General features: G+C 64.1%; 22 protein-coding genes and 2 pseudogenes. 18 read left to right on the top strand and 6 right to left on the bottom strand.

What is annotated here, in order from left to right; all coding sequences use genetic code 11:
• Positions 1-113: 113 nt before the first annotated feature.
• From QMA10_RS16885 to QMA10_RS16810, 16 genes and pseudogenes are all read left to right on the top strand, one after another.
• Positions 114-674, top strand: a pseudogene (locus tag QMA10_RS16885) (DUF262 domain-containing protein); the annotation flags it as partial.
• A gap of 15 nt (positions 675-689) precedes the next feature.
• A complete protein-coding gene (locus QMA10_RS16880; RefSeq protein WP_356835625.1) occupies positions 690-2,108 on the top strand; it encodes a DUF262 and DUF1524 domain-containing protein in 1,419 nt (472 codons plus the stop codon).
• Between the two features lie 243 nt (positions 2,109-2,351).
• On the top strand, positions 2,352-2,480 hold the full coding sequence (locus QMA10_RS16875) for a hypothetical protein (RefSeq protein ID WP_290170271.1): 129 nt from the start codon (positions 2,352-2,354) through the stop codon (positions 2,478-2,480).
• A gap of 62 nt (positions 2,481-2,542) precedes the next feature.
• Positions 2,543-2,698, top strand: a complete 156-nt coding sequence (locus tag QMA10_RS16870) for a hypothetical protein (RefSeq protein ID WP_290170268.1) — start codon at positions 2,543-2,545, stop codon at positions 2,696-2,698.
• Between the two features lie 337 nt (positions 2,699-3,035).
• Entirely contained in the window at positions 3,036-4,508 is a 1,473-nt protein-coding gene (locus QMA10_RS16865) for a hypothetical protein (RefSeq protein ID WP_290170264.1), read from the top strand.
• 32 nt (positions 4,509-4,540) lie between these two features.
• Positions 4,541-6,259 carry a GT4 family glycosyltransferase PelF gene (gene pelF, locus QMA10_RS16860; protein ID WP_290170262.1) on the top strand — a complete coding sequence of 573 codons (1,719 nt, stop codon included), beginning with the start codon at positions 4,541-4,543 and terminating at the stop codon, positions 6,257-6,259.
• On the top strand, positions 6,256-7,371 hold the full coding sequence (locus tag QMA10_RS16855; RefSeq protein WP_290170261.1) for a putative glycoside hydrolase: 1,116 nt from the start codon (positions 6,256-6,258) through the stop codon (positions 7,369-7,371). The genes pelF and QMA10_RS16855 overlap by 4 nt, the downstream gene beginning before the upstream one ends.
• Positions 7,372-7,449: 78 nt before the next feature.
• Positions 7,450-7,806: a hypothetical protein gene (locus tag QMA10_RS16850; RefSeq protein ID WP_290170259.1), complete on the top strand. Its 357-nt coding sequence runs from the start codon at positions 7,450-7,452 to the stop codon at positions 7,804-7,806.
• 88 nt (positions 7,807-7,894) lie between these two features.
• On the top strand, positions 7,895-9,157 hold the full coding sequence (locus QMA10_RS16845) for an arginine deiminase (RefSeq protein WP_290170257.1): 1,263 nt from the start codon (positions 7,895-7,897) through the stop codon (positions 9,155-9,157).
• Positions 9,158-9,390: 233 nt separating this feature from the next.
• Positions 9,391-10,839 (top strand): basic amino acid/polyamine antiporter, encoded by a 1,449-nt coding sequence (locus QMA10_RS16840; RefSeq protein WP_290170255.1) that lies wholly within the window; start codon positions 9,391-9,393, stop codon positions 10,837-10,839.
• Between the two features lie 863 nt (positions 10,840-11,702).
• A complete protein-coding gene (locus tag QMA10_RS16835; RefSeq protein WP_290170253.1) occupies positions 11,703-12,080 on the top strand; it encodes an excalibur calcium-binding domain-containing protein in 378 nt (125 codons plus the stop codon).
• Between the two features lie 305 nt (positions 12,081-12,385).
• Positions 12,386-13,543, top strand: coding sequence for a hypothetical protein (locus tag QMA10_RS16830; protein ID WP_290170250.1), 1,158 nt, complete (start codon positions 12,386-12,388; stop codon positions 13,541-13,543).
• A gap of 170 nt (positions 13,544-13,713) precedes the next feature.
• Positions 13,714-14,208: a hypothetical protein gene (locus tag QMA10_RS16825; RefSeq protein WP_290170248.1), complete on the top strand. Its 495-nt coding sequence runs from the start codon at positions 13,714-13,716 to the stop codon at positions 14,206-14,208.
• Positions 14,205-15,206 carry a hypothetical protein gene (locus QMA10_RS16820; RefSeq protein WP_290170247.1) on the top strand — a complete coding sequence of 334 codons (1,002 nt, stop codon included), beginning with the start codon at positions 14,205-14,207 and terminating at the stop codon, positions 15,204-15,206. Before QMA10_RS16825 ends, QMA10_RS16820 begins: the two co-directional genes overlap by 4 nt.
• Positions 15,157-15,741, top strand: coding sequence for a hypothetical protein (locus QMA10_RS16815; RefSeq protein WP_290170245.1), 585 nt, complete (start codon positions 15,157-15,159; stop codon positions 15,739-15,741). The genes QMA10_RS16820 and QMA10_RS16815 overlap by 50 nt, the downstream gene beginning before the upstream one ends.
• Complete coding sequence (locus tag QMA10_RS16810; protein ID WP_290170243.1) at positions 15,732-16,175, top strand: hypothetical protein; 444 nt, start codon at positions 15,732-15,734, stop codon at positions 16,173-16,175. Before QMA10_RS16815 ends, QMA10_RS16810 begins: the two co-directional genes overlap by 10 nt.
• 231 nt (positions 16,176-16,406) lie before the next feature.
• Here QMA10_RS16810 and QMA10_RS16805 read toward each other — a convergent pair whose 3' ends face one another.
• Genes QMA10_RS16805 through QMA10_RS16785 form a run of 5 tightly spaced genes read right to left on the bottom strand, consistent with a single transcriptional unit; the run spans position 16,407 to position 21,777 of the window.
• Positions 16,407-17,588 carry a serine hydrolase domain-containing protein gene (locus tag QMA10_RS16805; protein WP_290170241.1) on the bottom strand — a complete coding sequence of 394 codons (1,182 nt, stop codon included), beginning with the start codon at positions 17,586-17,588 and terminating at the stop codon, positions 16,407-16,409.
• A complete protein-coding gene (locus QMA10_RS16800; protein WP_290170240.1) occupies positions 17,585-18,559 on the bottom strand; it encodes a glycoside hydrolase family 68 protein in 975 nt (324 codons plus the stop codon). The genes QMA10_RS16805 and QMA10_RS16800 overlap by 4 nt, the downstream gene beginning before the upstream one ends.
• A 40-nt stretch (positions 18,560-18,599) precedes the next feature.
• Positions 18,600-19,424 carry a carbohydrate ABC transporter permease gene (locus QMA10_RS16795; RefSeq protein ID WP_290170239.1) on the bottom strand — a complete coding sequence of 275 codons (825 nt, stop codon included), beginning with the start codon at positions 19,422-19,424 and terminating at the stop codon, positions 18,600-18,602.
• On the bottom strand, positions 19,424-20,410 hold the full coding sequence (locus QMA10_RS16790) for a sugar ABC transporter permease (RefSeq protein WP_290170238.1): 987 nt from the start codon (positions 20,408-20,410) through the stop codon (positions 19,424-19,426). Before QMA10_RS16790 ends, QMA10_RS16795 begins: the two co-directional genes overlap by 1 nt.
• Positions 20,410-21,777, bottom strand: a complete 1,368-nt coding sequence (locus QMA10_RS16785; protein ID WP_290170237.1) for an ABC transporter substrate-binding protein — start codon at positions 21,775-21,777, stop codon at positions 20,410-20,412. The genes QMA10_RS16790 and QMA10_RS16785 overlap by 1 nt, the downstream gene beginning before the upstream one ends.
• A 149-nt stretch (positions 21,778-21,926) precedes the next feature.
• Between QMA10_RS16785 and QMA10_RS16780 the strand changes: the two genes are divergently transcribed.
• Positions 21,927-22,982, top strand: coding sequence for a LacI family DNA-binding transcriptional regulator (locus QMA10_RS16780; protein WP_290170235.1), 1,056 nt, complete (start codon positions 21,927-21,929; stop codon positions 22,980-22,982).
• A gap of 386 nt (positions 22,983-23,368) precedes the next feature.
• Complete coding sequence (locus QMA10_RS16775) at positions 23,369-23,920, top strand: excalibur calcium-binding domain-containing protein (protein ID WP_290170233.1); 552 nt, start codon at positions 23,369-23,371, stop codon at positions 23,918-23,920.
• Between the two features lie 120 nt (positions 23,921-24,040).
• Here QMA10_RS16775 and QMA10_RS16770 read toward each other — a convergent pair.
• A pseudogene (locus QMA10_RS16770) lies at positions 24,041-24,332 on the bottom strand (transketolase); the annotation flags it as partial.

The raw sequence follows: 24,332 nt of genomic DNA, 5'->3' as shown, positions 1-24,332 counted from the left end.
AGACGGCTGGGAAAACTCACGCCCATCGAATATGAAACAATCAACCGAACCGCGCTCTTAGCGGCCTAAGACCCCGAGTCAACAAAAGTCGGGGCAGTCCCGAGTGTGCCCAGCTTTGGGCGGATATTAATCGGGCCGGCTCAACCCCGGCAATTGGATCACATTTCACGGGATCGATCGTCTACGTCGCCAAGGAACAATCCACTAATACGTCTGCTGAGCCTGACCTGATCATTGACGGACAACAGCGGGTGACAACCGTCACCCTCGTCCTGGCGGCACTGGCAGCCAGACTGGAGGAACTGCCAGAGGGTCAGCGCGAGCCCCGGGACGGTTTCTCTCCGAGAAAGATCCGGAATCGTTATCTGCTTAATGACGACGAAGAAGGCGAACGCCAGTTCAAACTAATCCTGTCTCAAAATGATAAGGATGCGCTGATCGCCATTCTCCAAGGGACGGAGCCGGCTCCGGACGTGGCCACTCGAGTGACCGAGAACTACGCCTATTTCCGGCGGAAACTTGAAGATCCGAAGCTTGACCTGGCCATGTTCTGTCGTGGCCTGGACAAGCTCGTCGTCGTTGACGTGAAGCTCGAGCGCGGGGTGGATAACCCGCAGTTGGTTTTTGAAGCCATGAACTCGACCGGAAAGAAGCTGTCCCAAGCTGACCTGATCCGTAACTACGTCCTGATGGATCTGCCACCCAAAGAGCAGGCGAAGGTCTACTCAGCCTACTGGCGCCCGATGGAGCAGGAGTTCAGCGGCGCGGGGGAAAGCCAGTTTGATGAGTTTGTCCGTCATTACCTGACCATCAAGACCGGTGAGATACCTCGGTTGGACGACATTTATGATGCGTTCAAGACACATGCGGCAACATTCACTAAAAAGGACGAAACCATCGAGTCCCTCGTCATCGAGCTCCGTCAGTACGCCGGGCGTTACTGCGCGATGGCGTTGGGCAAGGAGACGGACCCGGCGTTGCGGAACGCTTTCAAGGACCTGGACCAGATCAAGGCTGACGTCGTCTATCCCTTCCTGCTGGATGTGTATACCGATTACGAGCTTGGAACTCTGACTCGGGACGACTTGCTGGAGATCGTTGACTTGATTACCTCCTACATCTTCCGCCGAGCGGTCTGCCGCATGCCGCCCAACTCGCTGAATAAGACCTTTGCCAGCTTCAGCTCGTCAGTGCGTAAGGACCGCTATCTCGAGAGCGTCAAGGCGCACTTCCTCGGTCTTAAGAGCTACCGCCGCATTCCGACCGACGCAGAGTTCCTTGCGAGTCTCAAGTCGGCTGACCTGTACAACTTCCGCCGGCGTTCTTACTTTCTGCGCATGTTGGAGAACCATGGACGCAAGGAACGCGTGACGATCGAGGACTACACGATCGAGCACATCATGCCGCAGAACGAGAAGCTCTCGAACGAGTGGCGCGCAGCCCTGGGAGATGACTGGCAGGACGTGCAGCAAACGCATCTGCAAACACTCGGTAACCTGACGCTCACGGGGTACAACTCAGAGTACTCCGACCACGCGTTCGCGAAGAAGCGCGACATGGAGGGGGGGGGGTTTAAGGACAGCCCGCTCCGGCTCAATAAGGGATTGGGCAATCTGGAAACATGGAACGTCACGGCAATCCAGGAACGCGCAGAGCGTCTGGCCGACGATGCCCTGAAGATCTGGCCCCTTCCCGTATTGCCGCCCGAGACCATCTCAGAGTTTCAGGGGAAGAGATCAGAGTCGGATTTCTCGATCGAAGATCACCCATACCTGCTTAGGGAGCCCCGCCGATCCCTGTTCGAGATGCTCAGCGCAGAGCTTCTGGCCCTCGATCCAGGCATCACTCGGCAGTTCCGTAAGCTCTACGTTGCTTTCAAAGCTGACACTAACTTTGTCGACGTCATTCCGCAGAAGGCGCGTCTGATATTGAGCCTCAACATTCCGATCGAGACTCTGCACGATGAGCGTGGCCTCGCCTGGGACGTAAACGGCAAGAGCCACTGGGGTAATGGCCCGACCGAGGTCAGCCTGGACGAGGACACCGATCTCAACTATATTCTCGGCTTAGCTCGCCAGGCTTTCGAGTTTCAGATGGGTGGAGAGTAGCCAGGTAGGACGATGCAGCTGTCCGGCCAGGATGGCGGTTCCCACCGCTACAGCAGCCGATCCGAAGTACAGCAGCAGCAACACCGGGGGCGCCCCGCAGCGTCGTTAATGCTGCGCCGAGCCGCTGCTGGCCCGCCAGCCGGAACCCGCCGGAACCGCGCCGGAACTTGACCGGAACCGCGCGGGAACTTGACCGGAACCGCGCGGGAACTTGGCAGATGCCGCTGGCCAGGTTCGCCACCAGTGCGCGACGATTATCCGCTGGCGGTGCACCGGATCGATCTTCCCGTCCTGGGCGGAGGCATCCGGCAGCACCTTGCCGCCGTTGTATTCGGCCACCTTCTGGCCACGGTGTCCGGAGTCGCCGAATGACCGGCTGCCTAGTCCTGATCCGCAACTGGACCGGAGTCAGGCCTATTTGCGCGGTCGCCGGCATGACCAAGTTTCGCGCCTCGATGCACGTGGACACCGTGTTCACCACCAGCGAGACAGCGCCAACAACGCCGTCGCGCCGGAACGGGGGAGTGGTGGTCACCCATGACCGCAACACGCAGGCGACCGAGTCTGCTGAAGAAAACGGAGAAATGTAGAGCAACAGGTAGCAAAAGTAACGCGTAGCGGCCGCTTTCAGGCTGAGATCAAGCACACCTACTCCAAGTAGGGCGAACGAAAAGTCGCGTACCTTCCACTCGCTGCTCGAACCGCCGTCGCTCATACGGTGGTGGAAGTGCTCACCGCAGAGTCCGGCGGTGACGCAAATTCTCCCAACGCGAGGGATAACCCGGATACGGGACACCGGCCGGAGTCTGCTCCGGGCGCTGTGGCTGCGCCAAGGACCCAGTCCTGAAAACGCAGCCTCACACCACGTCCGCGTCTCATGCAATCCCACCGCCGGCTCTGCCGACCAACGGTGGTTCTGGAGAATCCATGCCATCCCTGCAGGCCCTGTTCCACGACGCCTATGTCCGCCGCCGGACCCTGGCAATTATTGCCGCCCTCATCCTCACCGCCGCTGTCCCGTTTGCGGACACTGTCCTTCCCACGGGCTGGTCCTACGCCCTGCTGGGGGCCGGAGTGCTCCTGGTCATGGCGGTGCTGCTGCGCCAGCTCCGCCCCGGCGGGCCCGGAACGGACGGCGCCGCCGCCTCCGGCAGGCGGTCCGGCGACGCCGCCCGCCCCGGAGCCGGACTGCTCCTCTACCTCTCGCCCGTCATCCTGCTGAACCTGGTCTTTCCGCTGATCAGCCCGCAAATGGCGGCCGTGCAAGTTGGCGGGGTCCAGCTCACGTATGTGGTGCTGGCTTGCTCCATCACCGTGCCCTGGCTGGCACAGGCCGCCTGTCTTCCCGCTTACCGGCTGATCGGCGATCTCATGGCGGAACAGAACCCGGCGGCAATCGCCCGCCGGTTCTGCTCCGGATGGCCCGCGATGTTCACCTATGCCCTGCCGCTGGTAGTGCTGTTCGCCGTCCCGCTCTGGCTCGCCACCGGCTGGTCCCTGACCGCCATGGCAACCTACGCCGGGCTCGCCGCCCTGCACCTGCTCTTTGTCCAGTCCCTCATACTGGCCAATGTGGGAAGCCGCCGCGGCCTCTGGGCGCTGGCCTGGTTGGCCTACGCCGCAGCACTCGGCGTGGCCCCGACCCTCTGGTGGCTGCCGCCGCTGGCCGGCGCGCTCACCCAGATCGCAGCCATGGGACGCAGCCTGGCGGCCCTTGGCTTCCGGAACCGGCCTGCCCTCCGCGGATTCAGCGCCGACCTCGTCCGCGGACTGCTCATGGGCGCAGTCCTCTGGGCGGACAAGTACCTGCTGTTCCTGGTGACCGACGGCGACTTCCCGGTGGTGATCATCTTCGTGGCCATGCTCCCGGCTGTGATCGCCTACAACTACTACTTCGTCAACCTCGCCCCGCGGGTGGACAAAGCCGTAGCCTCCCTTCACCGGGCGATCTCCGACGAACCCCTGACCGTGATGACAGCACGTTCCCAACGGCTCAGCCGCACCGTGGACCGCGCCATCCTCAGCACCGGCGCCGTCGGCATGCTGCTCACGCTCGCCATCACGCTCGTGCTGGAGGGCGTGCAGCCGGCGAACGTGCTGCTGGCCGTCAGCGTAGGGGTGGCGTCCTGGGCCTTCATGCTCCTCACACTGCTCAGCTACGAGCTGGACTATATCGGCGTCAAAGGACTCCCGCAGCTGTTCGGCGGCATCCATCTGGCGCTCTGTGCCGGAGTCTTCCTGCTGCTGGATGCCGCCGGAAGCGCTGACGGGACCGGACTGGCCTACGCGGCACTGGTCGCTGCGGACGTGCTGCTGGTCGCCGTGTCCTGGGTGCTCTACAAACGCCACTGGTCCCAGCCCGAATACACCCTCTTCTGGCGCCACGCCACCTCCTGGTAGCCCGCCGCCCGCTCGTCTTGAAAGGCACAGCCATGTACGGAATCAAGCAGAAACTCTTCCGCCGCGCCCCGCTCGCGCAGGCAACCGCGCAGGCAACCGCCGGGGGAGCCGCCGTCGTGCTCCCCGCCCAGGCCGCAGCGCAGGCCCAATACGACGACGTCGACGTCGCCATTGTCATGGAATCCACCTACCCCTACCTCAAGGGCGGGGTCTCCGCCGTGGTCCACGACATCGTCACCCACAACCCGGACCTGACCTACGGGATCATCCACATCACCTGGGACTCCAACGCGCCCTCCGAAGACCTATACGGGATGCCCGAGAATGTCCTTTGGGTCCGCCCGGTGTATTTGAGCATGCAGGAGCACCGGCACGACTTCATGAAGGTATCCGCCAAGGACCTGGGCATGGATGCCGGCCAGCGCTCCGCCCTGGCGCACCGGCTGTTCGACGCGCTCTACGCACTGTCCGAAGACCGCGAGGTCGAACCGCTCTGGGACCTCATTGACGAAGGGTTCAACGAACGCACCCGCACCTATCCGCTCTGGGCGCTGCTCGGCACGCGGGAATTCATGGAAGCGCTCGCCGTCCGGATGCCGCAGCTGAACCTTTCGCTGGCGAATTCGTTCTGGACGCTGCGGAACTTCCTTTCGCTGGCCTTCGCCATCCTCGGCGAAACCATGCCCCGCGCCAGTGTCTACCACGCACACACCACCGGCTACGCCTCACTCCTGGGCGCCGCCGCAGCCCGCGACCACGGCACCTCGTTCCTGCTCACCGAGCACAACCTCTACGTCCGGGACACGGTCAACACGCTGCTGGACCGCAACATGGCGCTTTCCATCACCTCCGAGGACTACCGCACCTTCGACGTCACGCACGAGCAGCGGGCCTGGATGGCCTGGTGGACCGAAATGGGACACTTCTGCTACCCCAGCGCCTCACTGATTACCTACCTGTACCCAACGGCGATTACTGAAGCGGCGCACCTGGGAACGGACATCGACAAGGCCGTGGTGGTGCCCAACGCCATGGTGATCGAGGAGTTCGAGGAGAAGTACCGGGCACGGCTGGCTGCCCGGGAACAGCTGGTCCGCAACGGAGACAACCACACATGGAACCTCGTCTACATTGCCCGGGTGGTCCCGATCAAGGGCCTGCTGGACCTGCTCTCCAGCATAGATGTGCTGCGCCGGGACGGTTTCCCGAACCTGCACCTGGACGTCCTGGGCCCCACCGAACACGTTCCGGAGTATTACGAGGCGTGCCTGGCCAAGATCGAAGCCCTGGATCTGGACGACCACATCACCATCCACGGCACCGTCAACGTCCGCGACCGGCTGGACCAGTTCGACCTGCTGGTGCTGCCCAGCTACAACGAGGGCCAACCGATCGTGGTGCTGGAAGCCATGGCGGCAGGCATCCCCACGGTGGGGACCGACGTCGGCGGCATGCGTCAGCTGATCAGTGACGAGTTGGCCACTAACGACGGGCGGATGGTCGGGCCCTGCGGCGAACTGGTGCCGGCAGGGGATGTGAACACGATGGCTGAGAAGATTCGGGCCGTCATCGGCAACATGGAGCTCTATGTTGACCACGCGGACAACGCCCGGACCCGGGTGGAGGAGTTCTTCCAGATGCACGAGATCATGTCCTCCTACAACGGGATCTACCGTGCGGTTGGGAACATTACGCACGTGCGCCAGCTGGACACTGCGGAACTGGACTTCCTCGCACCGATGGTTTCATGACCGGAGTCGGCGCCTGGATCCGGTATGGCGGTCCGCTGACACCTGAGCAGATTGCTTTTGCCGCCGGGCACTACCGCGCCGCAATCCTGCAGCCCTGGGAAACGGGGGCTGCCCGGGAACTGAAGCGGCTTCGTCCGGACATGACTGTCCTGGCGTACAAGTGCCTTTCCTCGGCGCGCAGCTACGAGCCGGGTCCGGTCTTCAGTTCGGGCGTCTCGTTCGCGGAGGCTGAGGCGGGTTCCGGGGGTTCCGGGGGTTCCGGAAGCTCCGGGAACGACGACGCCGGTTGGTTCGCCACCCGCCTGGGCGGCACCCGCATCGAGTGGGAACGGTACCCGGGACACTGGCAGCTGCAGGTCTGGAATCCGGACTACCAGCGCCGCTGGGTGGACAACGTGGTGGCCGAGTTCCGGGACTCGCCGTTCGACGGCGTGATGGCCGACAACGATGTTTTTGACGACTACTACGGGCTGAACCTGCCCATCCGAGGAGCCGCGGACATGGCAGTGTTCCGCGCTGCGCTCGGAGACCTGGTGGCTGCTGCCGGCACGGCATTGAACGGCGTCGGGAAAACCCTGGTTCCGAACATCGCCGAATCCCGCCGGGAGGCCGGCCGCTGGGAATCCCACGGGGCCTACGGCGGCGGCTTCGAAGAGGTCTGGCTCGGCTACAGTCCGGTGGACCTCTTCGACCCGGTTACCGCCGAGGCCCAGCTGCCGCAGGCAGCCGGCCCCGGACTGTCCATTCTCCGCGTCCCCACCGACGGCGACGACAGCCATCCCAACTTCCGGTACGGACTGTCCGCGTTCTGGATCTTCGGTGCCGGTGCCGGAGCCTACTCCGCCACCGCTCACGACGACTACAGCCGCACCCAGCACGCACCGGAGCTGGACTGGCAGCTGGGCAGCCCGCTCGGTGAGCCGCAGGGGAGCAGGCACACATGGTGGCGGGAGTTCGACGGCGGCTTCGCGGCAGTGAACCTCAACGGTGACGGCAGGCGCCGCCGCAGGGTGCGGGTCCCCGCAGGGATGCTCGACGCCGCCGGCCGCCCCGCGCCGTCGTCGTACGTTTTGCCGCCGCACCGGGGTGTCCTCTTCCGGCGCGCTTTTTAACCTTCCTGATCTGCCGGATTCGGAGCGCGCCCCACCTTCTGCAAGGATGGAAGTAAGGCTACTGACTAAGGAGATCCGATGCAGAACGAAATGCAGGAACATCCCGCTGACGAGAATGCCCCTTCAACTAAGCGGACGACACCGCTGATGAACATTCCGGCGGCAGACATCGTCGACGGCGGAGCATCCGCAGCCAGGCCGCGGGACGTGGACCCGGCCGAAGTCGCGGTCCTGGCCGAAGCTGAAGACCCCGGCACCACCGGCCTGCGGCTGCAGGAACTGGCCACCGATGAGCCGAAGGCCCGCCCCGCCGTCGCCGCCAATCCCGCTGCCGGACCTGAACTGCTCAAGTGGCTCGCTGCGCTCGACGATCCCGCCGTCAACGAGGCACTCCGCCGCCGCAAGCAGGCCCAGCAGGCAGAGCGCGGACACTAATTCCTAATCTGTGGAGGGATGGACAAAAAGTCCCTCCTCGACATCTGTTGAGCCTGCAGAGACTCACCTGAATACCAAGGAGAACCACATGTTTCCCGCCACCTCCGCACCCAACGCCGCCGACTACGGGGTGTACTCGGAGGTCGGAAAACTGCGTAAGGTCCTCGTCTGCGCTCCCGGTCTGGCCCATGAACGGCTCACCCCGACCAACCGGGAAGACCTGCTGTTCGATGACGTGATGTGGGTGGAAAACGCCCAGCGTGACCACGCCGACTTCGTGAACAAGATGACCAGCCGCGGCGTCGACGTCGTCGAACTCCACGACCTGCTCGGGCAGACCATGGACATCCCCGAGGCACGGACCTGGCTCCTGGACCGCAAAATCATCGCCAACCGGGTCGGACTGGGCCTGGTCCCCGGCACCCGGGCCTTCCTGGATTCACTGACCGGTGCGGAGCTGGCGCGGATCCTCATCGGGGGACTCACGACGTCGGACCTTCCCGATGATTACCTCTCCGGCTACGTCGGTCTGGTTCGCGAATCCACCGGCCGGCCGGAGTACCTGCTGCCGCCGCTGCCCAACACCCTCTACACCCGCGACACCACCTGCTGGATCGGCGGCGGTCTGACCCTGAACCCGCTCTACTGGCCCGCCCGACACGACGAGACTCTGCTGATGCAGGCCATCTACCGGTTCCATCCGGACTACACCGGCTCGAAAATCTGGTGGGGCGACGCGGAAAAGGACTGGAGCCAGGCCACCTTGGAGGGCGGCGATGTGATGCCCGTGGGCAACGGCACCGTGCTGCTGGGCATGGGGGAGCGGACCTCCCGGCAGGCCATCACCCAGCTCGCCCAGGCCCTCTTCAAGGAAGAGGCGGCGGAACGGATCGTCGTCGCGGGCATGCCCAAACTGCGCGCCGCAATGCACCTGGACACCGTGTTCACCTTCGCCGACCGGGATTTGGCCACCATCCATCCGGCCATCGTGGACGGCATCCATCCCTTCACCATCCACCCCTCGGACAAACCCCTGGGCCTGGAAGTGCGCGATGAGCGCGACCGCCGCTTTGTGGACGTGGTCGCCGAAGCGATGGGCTGCAAGCAGCTGCGCCTGGTGGAGACCGCGGGGGACTACCACGCCACCGAACGCCAGCAGTGGGACAGCGCGAACAACGCCGTCGCCCTGGAACCGGGCGTGGTATTCACCTACGACCGCAACACCCAGACCAACGCAGCACTGCGCAACGCCGGCGTTGAGGTGATCCCGATCGTGGGCGCTGAGCTGGGCCGCGGCCGGGGCGGCGGGCACTGCATGACCTGCCCGATCATCCGCGACGGGATCGACTAACGTAACAACGACGGCGGTGCGGTTCGCTGACTGACCGCGTCGACGTAGCCACGGTGCGGACCCCTCGGGGTCCGAATCGGCTGCCGGCCGCCGATTCGGACCCCGCCGTCGCCTTCTGAGAAGATATTGGGGAGCTGCTAACGGGGGATGCCCCCGCAGGGCGCGGCCGCCCCTCCACTTTTGTCTACCCCCGTGCTGCCTCAGCTGCCCCCACACCCGATTGGAAGAGAACCATGTCTAATCCGCCTGTCTCCGGGGAGAAGGCCCCAGCAGCCAAGCTCTCACTGCTGACCCTCACCACTGTGGTGATCGGGTCCATGGTGGGGGCCGGGGTGTTTTCCCTGCCCCAGCGCTTCGCCGAGGAAACCGGGGTGTGGGGTGCCCTTGTCGCCTGGTTGATCGCAGGTTCCGGCATGCTGATGCTGGCCTTCGTCTTCCAGCGGCTGTCCCTGCGGAAGCCGGCGCTTGACGCGGGGATCTTCTCCTACGCCAAGGCCGGCTTCGGAAACTACGTGGGGTTCTTCTCCGCAGCTGGCTACTGGGCCAGTGCCTGTGTTGGAAACGTCACCTACTGGGTGCTCACCATGTCCACTCTGGGTGCCCTGTTTCCGCAGCTGGGTGCAGGGGACACCCTCCTCGCCGTCGTGCTGTCCTCGGCCGGGCTGTGGGGATTCTTCTTCCTGATCAGGCGCGGCATCAGGGAAGCCACGGCCATCAACCGGATCGTCACGATCGCCAAGGTGGTTCCCATCCTGGTCTTCGTGCTGTTTGCCGTCTTCCTGTTTGACCCCGCCGTCTTCGCCGGAAACCTGACCGGGGCGGACTACACGGGGCCGCTGTTCGAGCAGGTCAGCAACACCATGCTGGTGACCGTTTTCGTTTTCCTCGGTGTTGAAGGCGCCAGCGTGTATTCACGCCATGCCCGACGGCGGGAGGACGTTGGCCGGGCCACTGTCCTCGGTTTTCTGAGCGTCTTTGCCATCTTTGCCTCGGTCACGATCGTTTCCTACGGGGTCCTGCCGATGGAACAGCTCGCCGAGCTGCGCCAACCGTCGATGGCGGGTGTCCTGGAATCGGGAGTGGGGACCTGGGGGCTGGTGTTCGTCAGCGCAGGCCTCATCATCTCGGTGATGGGCGCCTACCTGGCCTGGAGCCTGATGGCAGCCGAAGTCCTGTACGTGGCCGCCACGGAGAAGGACATGCCGCGGTTCCTGTCCCGGGTCAGTGATAACGACGTCCCGGTCAACGCGCTGCTGCTGAGCACCCTGCTCAGCCAGCTGGTCATGGTCATCACGTACTTCTCCGAGGATGCCTTCGACTTCGCGCTGGACATGACCGCGGTCCTGACGTTGTTTTCCCTCCTTTTCGCGGCCCTCTACGCCCTCAAGCTCGGGTGGAGCGGCGAAACGTATGAAGGGGCGCCGCGCCGCGTCCGGCGGGGCGACCTGACCATTGCCGTCATTGCCACCGTTTACTCAGTGTTCCTGGTCTACGCCGCCGGCCTGCCTCTGGTGCTGCTGTCGATGATCTTCTACGCCCCCGGCACCGTACTGTTTGTGATCGCGCGCCGGGAACAAGGGCAGCGCGTCTTCCGGAAAGGGGAGCTCTTCCTCTTCCTCATTGCGCTGGCGGGAGCCGTTGCAGCTGTGCTCGCCCTGACCCAAGGCTGGATAGAGCTCTAAGCAGGGGGCAGGCCGCGCCCTCGACATGCGCCACAAGGACCGGCCACGGCGTTGACGTCGTCGAGCCCCCTGAGTTGCGTGACCAGACGACCGATTTGCCCGAGGCCCGGTCTTGGCCGCTAGACCGCATGAGCTGTAGCTCATTACTTTCGGAACTGATGGCCCCTTCCCTTAGCGGCCCAGACCAGTCACGCTTGTTGTTTGAAGGGCATCTGCTGGGGATGCTGAGCCCAACTTCCCTACATGGCAAAAACAGCTTCCAAACGGGAAGTGAGAGTGACTCCGCCGGGACCTGGCAATGATGCTGAATTGGAGTCCGGTCACCCACTGTGCAGGCGGGCCACCGGGCCGGTCCTAATTGAGGTGAATCATGACCCAGGAACCAGAGTCCCCCCCGCCCAGCTACTTCATCAGCCAGCGTCAAGCGGCCGCGTTCCACTTGGTTTGTTGTAGCAATTGCGGCCGTATTGATGGTGGGTTTCGCCCTCAGCGGTCTGATAGGCCTGGCAGCTTGGTTAATCCTTGCCGGGCTGGCGGTACTGCTGACAGCCGGCTATGCGCTCATCTTTCGGCGCCAAACATGGGCACGCGTTTCGGATGGTAAAAGGCGCCGCCAGCTACTCGCAGTTGGCGGAGGGCTTCTCATCCTCGGGTTCGTAGTTGCAGGAATTTCCGCTCCTCCAGACGAGTCGAGACAGGCAGGCAATAATCAACCTAGCCCCACTTCGGCGTCTCCCTCCGATTCTCCGTCTCCCACAGAAGAACCTCTAGCAGACAAAGAATGCCAGGGAGAAGCAGATACGAGGTCGCAAGGGGACGTTGAGTACGTATGCACTCCGGATAACAGCGGAAAACTCATCTGGATGGACAAAGAGTCCTCAGAAAAGCTGCTGGAGGCACGGAGACAGGCAGAAGCTCAGCGGCAGGCGGATGAGGCGGCCGCTGATGAGGAGGCCCAGCGGCAGGCGGATGAGGCGGCCGCTGATGAGGAGGCCCAGCGGCAGGTGGATGAGGCGGCGGCTGCGGAGGAAGCTCAGCGGCAGGTGGATGAGGCGGCGGCTGCGGAGGAAGCTCAGCGGCAGGCGGAGGAGCGCGCCCGTCAACAGCAGCAAGACACTTTCGTATACCCGAACTGCACCGCGGTTAAAGAGGCCGGTGCCGCTCCCATCCGTAGAGGGGAGTACGGCTGGCAAGATGACCTGGACGCGGATGGAGACGGGGTTGCATGTGCCGGAGACTAGTAACACCGCCCCGGGTTGCCGGGCCTACCATCAAATGGCCACGACACATTCTCAGGACAGCCGGAGTGGAGCAGGAAGGAACTGCGGGGGTTCATTGCGATTGTGGACCCAGAGCTAATCTTCCGCTCCTGCACTCTAGAATCAATGCCATAAATGACCCGGCGGCACTGATTGAATTGATATCAATTTGCAATGCAGGCATACCGGATATCAGAACTGTGCAGGAGATGCAAAAACATCACATTTGGGAACCGGAATGCCGAATGCCGTTCAATGGGCTGTGTTTATTGGCATAAAGTAGCCCGATGACTCAGACAACCTCGAAAAGAATTCGTGTAGGCACGGTCATCACCACCATGGGCGCGATAGTCGCCTACCTGATCGGCTCCGGCTTCGCCACAGGCCAGGAAGGGCTGCAGTACTTCGCTTCCTTCGGGCCGGCCGGGGCGGCCGGGGCGCTCGTGATTACGCTGATTCTCTACTGCTATGTCACGGCCATTGTTCTCCGTGACGGCCGCAACCTCCGGTTGCAGTCGGGTAACAAAATCTTTGAGTATTACTGCGGAAAGTACATCGGTAAATTCTTCGGCGTTTTTGCGCCATTGTTCTTCTTTTGCCTGTATGCCGTCATGCTTGCTGGAGCCGGCGCAACCTTGAATGAGCAGTTTGGCTGGAACGGCCAGGTGGGCGTCCTTGCCATGGCGGCCGCAGTGCTGCTGACGGTCATGCTGGGGCTGGACGGTCTGGTGGCCATTCTGTCCAAACTCGGGCCCATCATCGTTGCGCTGTGCCTCGTGGTGGGACTGAGCGGGATCGTCAGGAACCCGCAGGGCATCGCAGAATCGGCCGATGCCCTCGCCGGCATCGACGTTCTGCAGGCGGCACCGCACTGGGCGGTCTCGGGATTGAACTTCCCGGCACTGGGAATCCTCATGCTGGTTCCGTTCCTGGCAAGCCTGGGCAGGAAAGTCCGGAACAACGGTGAGGCCGTTGCCGGCGGGCTGGCCGGAGCCATTACGTTGGTGGTGGCCGTGGGCGTGGTGGCATTCGGGCTGCTGGCAAACATCGGCGACGTTTACAACAACCAGATCCCGATGCTGTGGATCGCCGGTCAATTGTTCTCCGGTGCGGGCAGCATCTACTCGGTGATCCTCTTCGCCGGCATCTACACCACGGCCGTTCCGCTGCTGTGGGCTGTGGTGAACCGCGTCGAGACCAATGACAAGAGCAAGCGGGCCAAACTGCTCGCCCTGATCGCCACGGTGGTTGCGGTGCTGCTGGCACAGGTGCCGTTCGCCGAACTCGTCAACTTCCTCTACCCGGTTGCCGGCTATCTGGGGCTTGTCCTGCTGGCCTGCATTGGAATCCGGCACCTTCGCAACGTATTGGACCGGAAGAAGGGCATTGACGTCTACGCCGTTGAATTCGAACGCCTGGACAAAGAACCAGCCGCAGCCAAGTAAGGCAAGTGCATCGGGAGGCCTGCCGGGCACATGGTGCATACGGCAGGCCTCCCGTCCGCCAACCTCTGCCGCCGTCGTCGAACCCTTCCGCCGCCGTGGCCGGCCTTTGCGATAAGGTCAGTGCTGTCTCTTTCCGCAGACACGGTGCGGTACACAATGAGGGAGAACTGATGGCAGTGCGTTTCGGGAAGCCCGCCGGGAATCGGGCCACCTCAAAGGCAGTGGTGGCCGATCTTGGACTGGGCGAGCACGTGGCCTTCGAGGAACTGCTGGCAGCCGTGACACAGAAACACGGCAAACCCATTGAACTGCGGGACATCGACTCCGCAGTGATTCCCTCCGTTACCGGGCTCTGGATCGAGAAGGAAAACAAGTCGATCATCCTGCTGCCCTCGGGCGACAACAGACTCCACCGCACGCACGCCGCGTGCCACGAATTCGGCCATATCCTGCTGCGGCACCAGGGCTGCGGGGGAGTGGAAACCACCATGCCCTCCGTCTTCCAGCACATCGGCAGCCGCCGGGGCATCCGCCGGATGCTTGCCCGCTCACTGGACTGGAACGATACCGAACGCGCCGCCGAACAGGTGGCCTATCTGCTCTCCCTGACCCTGCTGCCCAAGGACCCCGAGAGCACCAACCCCTTCGAACGGACCTTCCTGTGATCACCCTGCAGATGCTGCCCGCAGCCTGCCTGTGGCTGCTGGTGATCGTCCGGTTGGCGGGCCTGCGCTTCGGCTGGAGGCCGGGCATCATGCCCGGCATGGCCGCCGTGGCTGCGGGTGCCACCCTGAACATCGACCAGGTGTACCTCTCCGTGGACTCCCTGCTGGGGGAACGGAACCTGCTCAATCTCATCGTGCACCTGTTCATGGGCGCCGGGATGACCGAACTGAGCCGCCTGCTGCTCAAGGCCACCGGGCGTTCCGACGACGGCGGCCGGCACGTAAGAGCGCTCGTGGGCATCGGCGTCGTCCTGGCCGTCATCCAGGCAACCCTGCTGCTGGTCTCGGACACCACCGGCTCGGCCACCAACTTCACCGACACCTTCGCCTTCATCCCCGCCGTTGCCGCCTACCAGGCCAGCTTCTTCGCCTGGATCGGCGTGGTCCTGGGCTACACCGGCACGGCATGCCTGAGCCGGGACAAAACCGGAGAATCCCGCGAGTTCGGCATCGGGCTGCGCATCGTCATTGCCGGCTGCGCAGCCGGCGTTGGCGCCGTAGCGGTGAAAATGCTGCTGATCGGGCTGGAATTCGGCGGCGTTCAGGCCTCCTTCGCCCTCTACCTCGGCTACCGGATCCTGATCGCGCTGACCTTCCTCTGCTTCGCTGCCGGGTTCGCAGTTCCCTCCTCCGCCCGCATCATGGCAGCAGCCCAGGCACGACGACGGCGCGCGGCGGACCTGGATGCGCTGCGCCCCATCGTGCGGCGCCTGAAAACCACCTGCGAAGGCACCCGCGCCCTGGAAGCAGCCAACGTCTCCCTGGACGCCCGAACCTCCAAGACCCAGCTCTACCGCTGGTTTATCCTCATCGGCGATGTCCGGGTGCTGGAACCCGGACTGCTGTCAGCCGAAGAGAACCGCATCATTGACGAGATAGGCACAAGACTTGAAGACAACGGAACACCGGCCCGCCGCGCAGCGCTCAGCCGCAGCTAGCTGGTACTCCCGCCTCCTGCCGCCGGCCCTGGCCCTGGTGGTCCTGGTGATCCTGGCCGGCCTCCAGGCAGGGCTGGGCCCGCTGGGCATAACCCTGCTGCTGGCCGGCGTCGTGGTGGTGCCGGGGGTGGTCTACAAGGGGACCAAGGGCATGTTCCGGCGCCGCGGCATCCCGGACAGCCGGCGGACTACTGTGGTGTCGCTGCTGATGCTGGCCGCCGTCGTCGTCTGCTTCGCGCTGCCCGTGCCCGCACCGGTGCCGGCCACGGTCACCGGGCTGCTGCTCGGCAATTTGGGCCTGGTGTTCTTCCGGCGCTGGTTGAATGTCTCGGCGCACGTGTCGGTGCTGACCTTTGCCGTGCTGTGGATTACCGCAACATACGGGGCGGGCTTGGCGTGGCTGTTGATACTGCCGCCGTTGATGATCCTCAGCCGGGTGTCCCTTGGCGAACATACCCTCCGGGAAGCGCTGTCCGGCGCCGCCCTGGGCCTGGCGACCTTTGGCTGCTATCTCGCAGTCGGAACATGGAGCTGAACACGATGGATGATCTTGGTCTTTCCCCGGAGCGTGCTGCGGCCCTTCGGCGGGCCGAAACGCTGGCCCGGAAGATCAACCTCCTGCTGGACGTCATCATGTCCGAGTCCGGCAGGCCTTTTGATTATGCGGCGATCCGGGACGGCGCCAAGAAGGCAGGCTATTACCTTTCCCGCACCCGGTGGTCGCTGCTGAAATCCGGTAAGGAACAGGTGGTCCCTGACGAGGCATTGCGGGCTATTGCCGCGGTTTTCGACGTGAATCCGGATTACCTTCTGTTGGAGGACGGCAGTCTCCCGGAACGGGTGGAGGCCGAGTTGGAGCTGCTGCGGAGCATGCGCCGTGCCGAGGTGCGGAATTTCGCTGCCCGTGCGCTGGGTCCGGTGGACCCGGAGGCGCTGAAGGCCATCGCCAAGATCCTCGACGAGGACTAGGCACGGCCCGCCGTGTGAAGGGGAAACACGACGCCGGAGCCGCGGACTTTATTCACCGCACCGGCGGTGATAAGCTCTCACGCATGCCTCACACATGTGTGGGAAATAACGACACAGGGATCGGATCAGGTGCCCCGCACCCCGATCCCGGATCATCCGCCGGCCGTGGGGGGACGGCGGGAGATGACAAGCGAAGCCAGCGGATACTTCCGCTGGCTTCGCTGTTTCCTGCTACGGCGCCACCACCTCGCGGAGAGCGTCGATGATCCCGGTGGCCCGCTTATCGTCCCCGGCTTCCATCCAGTTGGTCAGGAACGCCGCGCTGAGCCCCAGCAGGGGTTCGGCAAAGGCCGTCTGCCCGCCGGCGCCGTCGTGCCCAAACCCGTCCGGGGAGACGTAGCGCCGCGCCGCCGAATCAAGCTGGAACCCGGCACCCCACCGGGACCACGGCTCAGGAGCGGGGAACACGGGCGCACCTTCGCTGCGCACCCGAACGGCCTGCTCGAGCACCGAGGGATCAAGTCGGCGGGTGGTAGCGGTGTCATGCACCACGGAGGACAATGCCGCCGACAACCCGTGCGCGGTGGCAACCGCGCCGGCGCCGGGGAATTCCGCAGCCCGGACATCGGGACGGTTGAAACCGTCGTTGTCGCCCACCAACTCCTGGGGGAAGGCTTGTCCCAGCGTCAGCGCCCGGGCGGGCCAGTCCGTGACGCCCGGCTGAGCCGCCGTCTGGGAGGACCGCGCGTGCTGCAGCAGGCTCTCGCCCGCTTCAAGATGGGCAATGCCGGTCTGCTGCGCCGCCGGAACGCCGAGCTGCAAATCGGCCAGCAAAGGATCGGCCAGGGTTTCCCGGAGGAACTCACCGGGGGTCTGTCCGGTGACCCGGCGGATGATTTCGCCGGACAGCCAGCCGTGGGTTAACGCGTGGTAGGCGTATCCGGAACCCGGTTCCCACAGCGGTTCCTGTTCGGCGAGCAGGCCGGTCATTTGCTCCCAGTCGAGGGCCCGGGCCAGGTCAACGCCCCGGCGCGGCGCCGATACCCCTGCGCGGTGGGCAAGCGCGTCTCCGACGGTGATGGTGTCTTTGCCGCAGGCGCCAAACTCGGGCCAGATATCCGTCAGCGGTGCGTCGTACTCCAGCCGGCCCGCTTCAACCAGTCGGGCCACGAGGATGGACATGACCCCCTTGGAGCAGGAGAAGACAACAGTGGAGGTCCCGCTGGTCCAGGGGAGTGAGGTGCGGGCATCCGCAACGCCGCCCCACAGATCGACAACGAGTTCTCCCTGATGGTGCACGGCCAGTGCAGCGCCCATCCGGGGGCGCCCGTCGAAGGCTGCCGCGAAGGCGTTCCGCACCGGCAGGAAGCGTGGTTCGAAGGTTCCGGAAATGCCGGTCCGCTCACCGATCATGCGCGGACGCCCGCCGGTACGAGGCAAAGACTGCCGTCCGGTGTCCAGGCCAGCGGGAGCGGGTCCGAGATGCCGCTGATGAAGGTGCCCTCGGTGTCCAGGTTTTCAAAGGCCAACAGCACCCAACCACCTGACCGGGTGCGCACCGCGCGTCCCGCATACAGGTCCTCGGAGGTCAGCCGGGTGGCGGAAGCGATGTCGAGGGGATGTTCCAGACGGTCCGATGCCAAAGGCAGCGCCCAGATCCCGCCCGTGCTGTCATTAGTCTGGCGCTCGCCGGCAAGGTGGGCGGTGTCGCAGGAAAACAGCAGGACGTGCCGGTCCTCGATGGTCACCAGCTGCAGCACCTCAAGGTGGGCAAAGCCGGCTCCAGGTTCGCTCAGCGGAGGCTGCACGGTCCAGTTCTGCAGGTCGGAGGACGTAGCGTGCCCGACGACGCCGCGGTCCCGTCCGGTGCCGGCCCGGGACCGGGCCGTAATGAGCATGTGCCACAGCCCGTCGGAATCACGGTGGATCCAGGGGTCCCGCCACGCTTCCTCATGCCAGCTGCCGTCATCCAGAGTTTCGTACCAGCGGGGATCGGCGGGAATCTTCTCCGTCTGTTTGGTCCATGACCGCAGGTCATCCGAGACGGCACGCCCGACGGTTTCGACGTTGGTGATCCGCCCCGGGTGCAGGAAGCGGGTGCCGGTGTAGAACATGTGCCAGGCGCCGTCGTCGGACCTGACCACGCTGCCGGTCCAGGTGGCGCTGGCATCGAAGTCCGTTTCCGCGCCGGCTTGAAGCACCACTCCGTGGTCAACCCACGCGAAAAGATCTTCCGAGGTGGCATGGCCGATCCGGGCGTTACGGTGCCGCAGGTCCGGATCTGCCAGCGACCGGGGTGCGTGCAGGTAGTAGAGGTGGTGCGTCTGGCCGTCGTCGGCATGCCAAAAATCCCAGACCCAGTGGTCGGTGGGGGCAAAGCTCATGGTGCGTGGTCCTTAAGTGGAAGGCTGTGGGGTTGCAGGGTCACCCCTTGACGGCGCCCTGCAGCAGGGCGCGGACAAACTGGCGCTGGAAGATGAGGAACACAATGATGGCCGGGGTGATGATCAGCAGTGCTCCGGCGTTTAGGAGCGGGATGCTCAGTGAGTACTGTCCCTGAAAGAAGGTGAGCGCTCCCGCCACGGTACGGTCCAGCGGGTCGGCAATGAGCACCACGGGCAGCAGGAACTGGTTCCAGGTCCAGAGGAACAGCAGGATTGCCAGGGCGGAGAGGGCGGGCAGGGCGAGGGGAAGCTGGATCTGCCGGAACTCCTGGAAGACGGATGCGCCGTCCACGCGGGCGGCTTCGGATAGTTCGCGGGGCACGTTGATGAAGTGGGCGCGCATCCAGAAAACGCTGAAGGGCATGAAGAGTCCCAGCAGCGGGAAGATGACCGCCCACTGGGTGTTCAGGGTCCCCATGGCCTGGGACTGGTAGTACAGCGGGATGATCAGGGCTTCAAAGGGGATGGTCAGCCCGGCAACAAAGATGATCAGGACCGCACGGCCACCCCGGGGCTGCAGCGCGCCCAGTGCGTAGCCGGCGAGCGTGGCGATCAGCATGGATGCGGGCACCACGCCCAGGACAATGAATGCGCTGGAGGTCATGAGCCGCCACACGTTGCCCACCTCAAAGGCCGTCACAAAGTTGCCCCACTGCGGGTCCGAGGGCCAGACAATGCCGGTGGGGTTCCGGTCCGCCGGCTGCAGTGCCGCTGAGAGCATGCTGATCAGGGGCACGAGGGTCAGGATCAGGGCTGCCGCGAGCAGCAGCCGTCCGAGCCAGAGTTCCGTACGGCTGGTACGCATCAGTCGTTCACCTTTGAAAGTCGCTGAATGGGAAGGACAACCAGCAGGACCAGGACCATGAGCACAATTCCGAAGGCCGAGGCCAGGCCAACGTCACTTTGCGTGAAGCCGATGCGAAAGATGGAAATGCCCGGGACGAGGGTGGTGCGGCCGGGGCCGCCCTGCGTGGAGGTGTAGATAATGTCGAAGCTGCTCAGGGCGGCAATGATGGTCAGCGTCGCCAGGACCGCAATTTCCTGCCGCAGTCCCGGCAGCGTGACGGTGAAGAATTCGCGCCACCAGCCGGCGCCGTCGAGCCGCACCGCTTCGTAGAGGGAGCCGTCGATCTTGCCGATGCCGGTCAGCAACAGCACCGTGCACAGACCGGTGAGGACCCAGGAACCAATGAGCCCGACGGCGGGGAGGGCCGTTCCGTAGTCTGCCAGCCACGACCGGGTGATGCCGCCGAGTCCGACGGCGCTGAGGACCTGGTTGACCGTGCCCGTCTGCGCGTACATCCAGGACCAGGCGATACCCGCCGCAGCGAGGGGCACAATCTGCGGCAGGAACAGGATGGTCTGTGCCGCCGAAGACATCAGTCCCTGGCGCATGGACCGGATCAGGCTGGCCAGAATCAGCCCAACGCCGATGGGGATGAGTGTGAAGAACACAATCAGGGTGATGGCGTTGAGGATGGAACCCAGCAGAACAGGATCCGTCAGGACCTGCGCGTAATTCTTGATCCCCACGAAGGTGGACGCACCGACACCGTTCCAGTCATAGAACGAGTACTGCAGGCCCATAGCCAGCGGGACCAGGACAAAACCGCCGTAGACGGCGATCGCCGGAACCAGCAGCAGCCAGGCGATGTAGCCGGCGCGGCCCACGGACTTGCGTTTGCGCGGCTTGCGGTCGGCCACTGCCGGCCCCGCCGGCGTCGAACCTGCGGCTGCGCTTTCCTGCTGCCCGGAACGACGGCGGACAGGGCCGGTGGTGGCCTTTTGCATTAGTCGTTCACTTCGCTCTCATAGAACGCCTGCACACGGTTGACGAACTCTTCGCCTGTGATCTTCCCGGTGACCAGCAGCTGCGACTCCGGGATGATGGACCCGGCGTAGATGCCGGAGGTCGTGTTGGACATGAAGTCCACCTGGCCGTTTTCGGCACCGATCTGAGCTGCCATCTCGAGGGCGGACGCGATCAGTGAACCTTCCTCCACCGCGGGCTGCTCGAGCGAAGGGTCTCCGCCGGGGGACGCTCCCGTGACGTCGGAGATGATCTGGCGCGCGGCGGGGTCCGTGTGGATCCAGTCGAGGAAATACGTGGTGGTGTCCAGATCATCGGAGCCGGCGGCCACCGAGAATGAGTTGGCGGCGCCCATGGCTACGTGGTCGTCTCCCTCTTCCAGTGGCGGAACGAGGAAGAACTCGACCTCGTCGCCCAGCGCCTTCTGGTAGTTCGCGGCTTCCCAGTTGCCGTTGAAGGTGAACAGGCCTTCGCCGTCCGAGAATCGGCTGACGAAGGTGAAGTAGTCAATAGCGTTGATGTCGGAGGGGAAATAGCCCTTGTCGGCCCAGGTACGGATGACTTCGGCGCCCTGAATGTTGCCCTCGGTGGCGTAGGAGCTGCCTGGTTCGTTGAACATCCAGGAAAGGAATTCGTCCTTGTCTGCGTACTGGTTCATCGCCGCCTGGATCGCAAAGTTAACCACGCCGTCTTTGTCACCGGCCATGATGGGCTGGACTCCGCCTGCCTTAGCCGTGGCCAGATCCTCTTCGAGTTCGGCCCAGGTCTGCGGCGGTCCGTCGATGCCGAGCTTGTCGGCCAGGGCGGTGTTCATGAAGATGCCTGTGACGCTGTAGCCAAGGCCCACCTGGTAAAGCGGTCCGGAACCGCGCGTGCCCTCCTCGTTCATCCGCAGCGGGGAGAGCTGCGTCTCCGGCCAGGCATCCCAGCCGTAGGCTTCGGCATACGGATCCAGGTTTGCGAGCAGTCCGTCACCGGCGGTGTCACCGATGGTGGGCAGGCGGATCAGGTCCGGAGGATTGTCCCCCGCCAGCAGCTTGGGGGCATTGGCGGTGAGATTCTGGAACGTGTCCCGCGTGATCTCAAAAGTGACGTTGGGGTGCTGCTTGGTGAATTCCTCGGCCAGCTTGTCCGTCACAGGGAAGCCTGTTTCATCGGCGATCGTGAGGGTGACGTCCTCTGACGTGAGTTCGGTGTTCACCTCCGCGCTGGTGACCTCGGAGGACGCGGCGTTGTTGTCTCCGCCGCTGCCCGGAGCACATCCGGCGAGGGCCAGACCGGCGGCGGCCATGAAGGTCACCACGGCAACTGGTTGGCGGCGCCGCGGGCGCAGCGGTGATGTAAGCATGGTTGACTCCTTTGTCGATAATCGTGTGGGGCGGGTCACGGGTCAGTGTGTGCTAAATCCATTCAGCACATAGCCTGACCCCAATTCGGCGATACCGCAAGTGAATTTGCCAAGTCGTTATCGGCAGTTAGCATCGAGCAGGAGGAATTATGGCCACCAGCAAGCGTGTGACACTTGCCGACGTCGCACGTCGGGCAGGTTTGTCGTCCTCCGCGGCGTCCATGATTCTCAATGGCCGCCCGGATACCCGGCTATCCAAAGACGCCCATGACCGGGTGAACCGCGCCGCGGCCGAGCTTGGCTATCGGCCGAATGTGGCGGCACGTGCTTTGAGGGTAGATAAAACCCAAACCATTGGATTCGTCTCTGACACCGTCGCCACAACGCGCTTCGCCAGCGGGTTGATCAAGGGTGCCCTGGCGGCAGCCGAGCGCGCGGGGCACGTCATTCTGGTGGCCGAGACCGGCGGGGACCATGCGCGGGAAACAGAGGCAATTGCTGCGTTGCTGGACCGCCAGGTGGACGGCATTGTTTTCGCTGCCACGCGGGCACGGGAACTGTTTATCCCCGCGCTGCAGGAAAACGTTCCGGTGGTGCTGCTCAACGCCCTCAACGAGCATTTTCCGACGTCGGTTCTGCCTGACGAAGAACGCGGCGGGCGTGCAGCGGTTTCATTGCTGGCAGAGGCCGGCCATAAAGAGGGCATAGTCCTGATTGGCCACAACGGGGTGAAAGAGCGCGATGTTTTCCGATCCACTACGGTGGGGCGGCGGCTGGACGGAATCCGGGCGGAAATGAAGGACAGGGGATTGTCCTTCGAACGGGAAGAATCCATCTGGGATTGGGAACCGCAGAACGGGTACGCCTGCGTGCGTGACCTTTTGAACGAGCATCCGCCGCCGCGGGCGCTGATCTGCCTAAATGACCCGCTGGCGTTCGGTGCCTATCAGGCGCTGACGGAGAAGGGCCTGCGGGTGCCGGAGGATGTTTCCATTGTTTCCTTCGACAATGACGAAATTGCTTCCTATTTGCGGCCCGGCCTGACCACGGTTGCGCTGCCCCATGAGGAGATGGGCCGTCTCGCCGTTGAGCTGCTTTTGGCGGGAGCAAAGGGCGGCGAGCATCTGGTCAACATGCCTGTGGTTGTCCGGTCCTCAATTGCGATTACCCCTTCTACCTGGGGCGTGGACACGGCGCGCGAATAGAAGCGACGCTATCCCTTCCGTGCTGTAGCGTGTGGGTCGATGCATTCGCATCCGTCTTCGCTTGTTTTGTCCATGGGGGATCTATGTCTGTTTTGCGTACCAGCCGCACCGCGCCATCAAGCACCAGCGGCACCGTGCCTCCCGGCCGTGCCCGGATGCTGTCCGTTGGGGCACTGGCACTAAGTGCTGTAGTGGTTCTGTCCGGCTGCGGGGGCGGCGACACGGAGGCGGCAGCCGCATCGCCCTCACCGACCAGGGCGACAACTTCTCCTACACCCACGCCGAGTGCGACACCCACACCCACTCCGACGCAGATTGCCAACAAGACCTGCGCGACGGCCGGTGCCACCCGGACCCTCGAGGCCGCAACCTCGAGCCCCGCACCTATGACAGCCGCGTCGACAGCCGCAGCGACACCCTCCGCCAAGGCTTCTGCCTCGCCTTCACCAACGATCACCAGCGCAACACCGTCGGCCACGCCCACGTCCCGGACTGCAGTCTATGTCTGCACCGAAAATGACAACGGATTGCTCGTTTGGCTGGATGAAGAGAGTTCCACCAAGCTGCTCGCCGCACGTAAGGTAGCCGCTGATAAGAAGGCTGCCGACGAAGCCGCAGCGGCGGCCGAGCGGAAACGGGTAGCCGACGAAGCGGCCGCAGCTGAAACGCAGCGGCTGGCGGACGAAGCTGCGGCCGAAGCCCAGCGTCAGGCAGACGCAGCAGCGGCGGAAGCCCAGCGGCAGGCAGAGGAGCAGGCACGCCAGGCGGTGCCGGCTCCAGTGGTCCCGGCCCCCGCGCCCGTCGAGCCTCCCGCACCGGCTGCCTACTACGCGAACTGCTCCGCTGCCCGCGCAGCGGGAGCCGCTCCGGTCTATGCAGGACAGCCGGGATACGGCACTCATCTGGACCGCGACGGCGATGGGGTTGGCTGCGAGTAGCCCGCAAACAGTCTGCGGCCACGGAAGAGGCTGCCCTTGCACCTGCTTCGCGGGCTTTCAGGGGCAGCTTCCGCCGGGGACCTGCAATGCCCGAACACGTCGAAGAGACGGTTGAGCGGGTTATCCCCGCAGAGCCTCCCGGGCCGCCGCCAGAACATTGTCCAGATGGATCCCCCGAAGATGCAGAATTTCGCTGCCTGAGCCGGATTCGCCGAACTGCTCAATGGAAACCACCCGGCCGCTGCTGCCCGTCCACCGGTACCAGGCATCCCCGCGTCCGGCTTCAACAGCCACCCGGGCCGTCAGCGCGGCGGGCAGGACGGATTCCCGGTATTCCCCGTCCTGCTCGCTGAACCATTCAACGCAGGGCATGGACACGACCCGCGAGAAGACGCCCTCAGCTTCCAGGGTC

The organism is Arthrobacter sp. APC 3897, assembly GCF_030407495.1.
Taxonomy (GTDB): Bacteria; Actinomycetota; Actinomycetes; order Actinomycetales; family Micrococcaceae; genus Arthrobacter_B.
Note: the sequence above shows the minus strand (reverse complement) of the source record. Positions and strands in the feature narration are given on the sequence as shown.

Excerpts from the sequence above, each read along its gene's own strand:
- pelF (WP_290170262.1), top strand. The coding sequence starts at position 4,541 with ATGTACGGAATCAAGCAGAAACTCTTCCGCCGCGCCCCGCTCGCGCAG.
- QMA10_RS16780 (WP_290170235.1), top strand. The coding sequence starts at position 21,927 with ATGGCCACCAGCAAGCGTGTGACACTTGCCGACGTCGCACGTCGGGCA.
- QMA10_RS16845 (WP_290170257.1), top strand. The coding sequence starts at position 7,895 with ATGTTTCCCGCCACCTCCGCACCCAACGCCGCCGACTACGGGGTGTAC.
- QMA10_RS16810 (WP_290170243.1), top strand. The coding sequence starts at position 15,732 with ATGGAGCTGAACACGATGGATGATCTTGGTCTTTCCCCGGAGCGTGCT.
- QMA10_RS16805 (WP_290170241.1), bottom strand. The coding sequence starts at position 17,588 with ATGATCGGTGAGCGGACCGGCATTTCCGGAACCTTCGAACCACGCTTC.
- QMA10_RS16775 (WP_290170233.1), top strand. The coding sequence starts at position 23,369 with ATGACAGCCGCGTCGACAGCCGCAGCGACACCCTCCGCCAAGGCTTCT.
- QMA10_RS16855 (WP_290170261.1), top strand. The coding sequence starts at position 6,256 with ATGACCGGAGTCGGCGCCTGGATCCGGTATGGCGGTCCGCTGACACCT.
- QMA10_RS16850 (WP_290170259.1), top strand. The coding sequence starts at position 7,450 with ATGCAGAACGAAATGCAGGAACATCCCGCTGACGAGAATGCCCCTTCA.
- QMA10_RS16840 (WP_290170255.1), top strand. The coding sequence starts at position 9,391 with ATGTCTAATCCGCCTGTCTCCGGGGAGAAGGCCCCAGCAGCCAAGCTC.
- QMA10_RS16825 (WP_290170248.1), top strand. The coding sequence starts at position 13,714 with ATGGCAGTGCGTTTCGGGAAGCCCGCCGGGAATCGGGCCACCTCAAAG.
- QMA10_RS16790 (WP_290170238.1), bottom strand. The coding sequence starts at position 20,410 with ATGCAAAAGGCCACCACCGGCCCTGTCCGCCGTCGTTCCGGGCAGCAG.
- QMA10_RS16830 (WP_290170250.1), top strand. The coding sequence starts at position 12,386 with ATGACTCAGACAACCTCGAAAAGAATTCGTGTAGGCACGGTCATCACC.
- QMA10_RS16795 (WP_290170239.1), bottom strand. The coding sequence starts at position 19,424 with ATGCGTACCAGCCGTACGGAACTCTGGCTCGGACGGCTGCTGCTCGCG.
- QMA10_RS16880 (WP_356835625.1), top strand. The coding sequence starts at position 690 with ATGGATCTGCCACCCAAAGAGCAGGCGAAGGTCTACTCAGCCTACTGG.
- QMA10_RS16870 (WP_290170268.1), top strand. The coding sequence starts at position 2,543 with ATGACCAAGTTTCGCGCCTCGATGCACGTGGACACCGTGTTCACCACC.
- QMA10_RS16835 (WP_290170253.1), top strand. The coding sequence starts at position 11,703 with ATGGACAAAGAGTCCTCAGAAAAGCTGCTGGAGGCACGGAGACAGGCA.
- QMA10_RS16785 (WP_290170237.1), bottom strand. The coding sequence starts at position 21,777 with ATGCTTACATCACCGCTGCGCCCGCGGCGCCGCCAACCAGTTGCCGTG.
- QMA10_RS16865 (WP_290170264.1), top strand. The coding sequence starts at position 3,036 with ATGCCATCCCTGCAGGCCCTGTTCCACGACGCCTATGTCCGCCGCCGG.
- QMA10_RS16800 (WP_290170240.1), bottom strand. The coding sequence starts at position 18,559 with ATGAGCTTTGCCCCCACCGACCACTGGGTCTGGGATTTTTGGCATGCC.